Genomic DNA, 1778 nt, shown 5'->3' with positions numbered 1-1778 from the left:
TGCGCGCGTTCGGCGCCCAGTCGGGCACGCCCATCCTGTTTTCCGAATCGCTTGTGGCCGGGCGCGCGGCGCCGGGACTGAACGGGACCTTCGCGCCGGCCGACGCGCTGGACCGCCTCCTTCAGGGGAGTGGGCTCGAAGCCGTGAAAGGGCAGGGCCAGGCGGTTATCATCCGGAAACGAACAGACGCGCCTGAGCCGGTCGTTCCGCCTGCACGTCCGCCGCGGGAGGAAGCGCCCGCCGAGACCCTGCCTGATTCATCCCGCGCCAAGGCTGACCCCGGCACACTGAGGATCGATACAGTCACTGTGACGGGCACCAGCCTGAGGGGCATTGCGCCGGAAAGCTCGCCGCTGCAGATCTACAGCCGGGAGGATATTCTCGGGTCGGGCGTGACGACAACAGAGCAATTCATCCGCACCCTGCCGCAGAATTTCGGCGGTGGGTCGACCGAATTCACCTCGCAGGGCCTGCCGACGGACGGCAATTCCCAGCGCAATTCTACCTATGGCTCCGGCGCCAACCTTCGGGGACTTGGCTCAGGCGCGACCCTGACCCTGCTGAATGGCAACCGGGTCGCACCGACCTCCACCATCGGCGATTTCGTCGACCTGTCGATGATTCCCGTGTCGGCGCTCGAACGGATCGATGTCCTCAGCGACGGCGCATCATCGATCTACGGTGGGGACGCTGTCGCCGGTGTCATCAACCTCGTCTTGCGCGACGATTTCGACGGAGCGGAGACAGGACTGCGATATGGTACGGTGACGGATGGCGACATGGAGGAGGTCCGGTTCAGCCAGACGCTTGGCAAGAACTGGGCGGGTGGCAACATAATCGGGACCTATGAGTATATGGACCGTGACGCCCTCGGTCTGTCGGACCGTCCGGATATTGCCGCGCCGACATTGCTGAACGGCGGTCCCATCAATGTCATTGATGCCTTCGACCTCCTTCCCCAGCAGACCCGCCACAGCCTGGTCCTGTCAGGACGTCAGGCCCTGGGCGACCGACTGGAGATCGCATCGACGGCGCTCTATTCCGACCGCAAGGTCGAAAGTTCCTCAGTCGGTATTGCCAATACGACCTCTGTTGCGAAAAGCTGGATTGAATCGGAAAGCCTCTCGGCGACGTTTTCTGCCGACTATATGCTCCGGCCTGACTGGAGCCTCACACTGGACGGGACATATAGCCGGATCCGGAATGACAATGTCCAGCAGATCATTCTTCCCGCCGTTGCTACGCCCTCCGAGGCAAAGACGGAGTCTTCCCTCTGGTCGGTTGGTCTTCTCACGAGGGGCGACCTGTTCGCACTGCCTGGCGGAACCATTCATGCCGCACTGGGCGGACAATTCCGCCGGGAGGACTTCGCGCTTCGCCAGGTCGGCATGTCGCCCCTGCGCGATGGCACGCGCGACATCTCGGCCGTGTTTGCCGAACTGCTCATCCCGCTTGTCGGGACGGAGAACCGGATTCCCGGAATTGACCGGCTGGAGCTGAACCTGTCTGGCCGGATAGATGATTATTCCGACTTCGGATCGACGGCCAACCCGAAGGCGGGACTTCTCTGGGTCCCCGTCGACAGGCTCAAGCTCCGAGGGTCCTACAGTACGTCCTTTGCGCCTCCGACACTCGGGCAATCGGGCGCGAACGACCGGGCCGTGGGGGTTCTGCCCTATGACTTTATCCGCAACATACTCGCCATTCCGCTCCCCGATCCGTCACTGGCGGGCGTCAACTACATGATCACGATCGGCACGGCGCCTGATCTGGAGCCG

1 protein-coding gene is annotated in these 1778 nt (G+C 63.0%); it reads left to right on the top strand.

Annotation, left to right across the window (positions count from 1 at the left end; translation table 11 throughout):
* Positions 1-1778 (top strand): TonB-dependent receptor (locus HOC_RS20375; RefSeq protein ID WP_035542372.1); only part of this gene is annotated, 1778 nt, incomplete at both ends.

Source organism: Hyphomonas oceanitis SCH89, from assembly GCF_000685295.1.
Lineage (GTDB): Bacteria > Pseudomonadota > Alphaproteobacteria > Caulobacterales > Hyphomonadaceae > Hyphomonas > Hyphomonas oceanitis.
The sequence above is the reverse complement of the archived record's forward strand: the minus strand, read 5'-3'. Positions and strand labels throughout refer to the sequence as shown.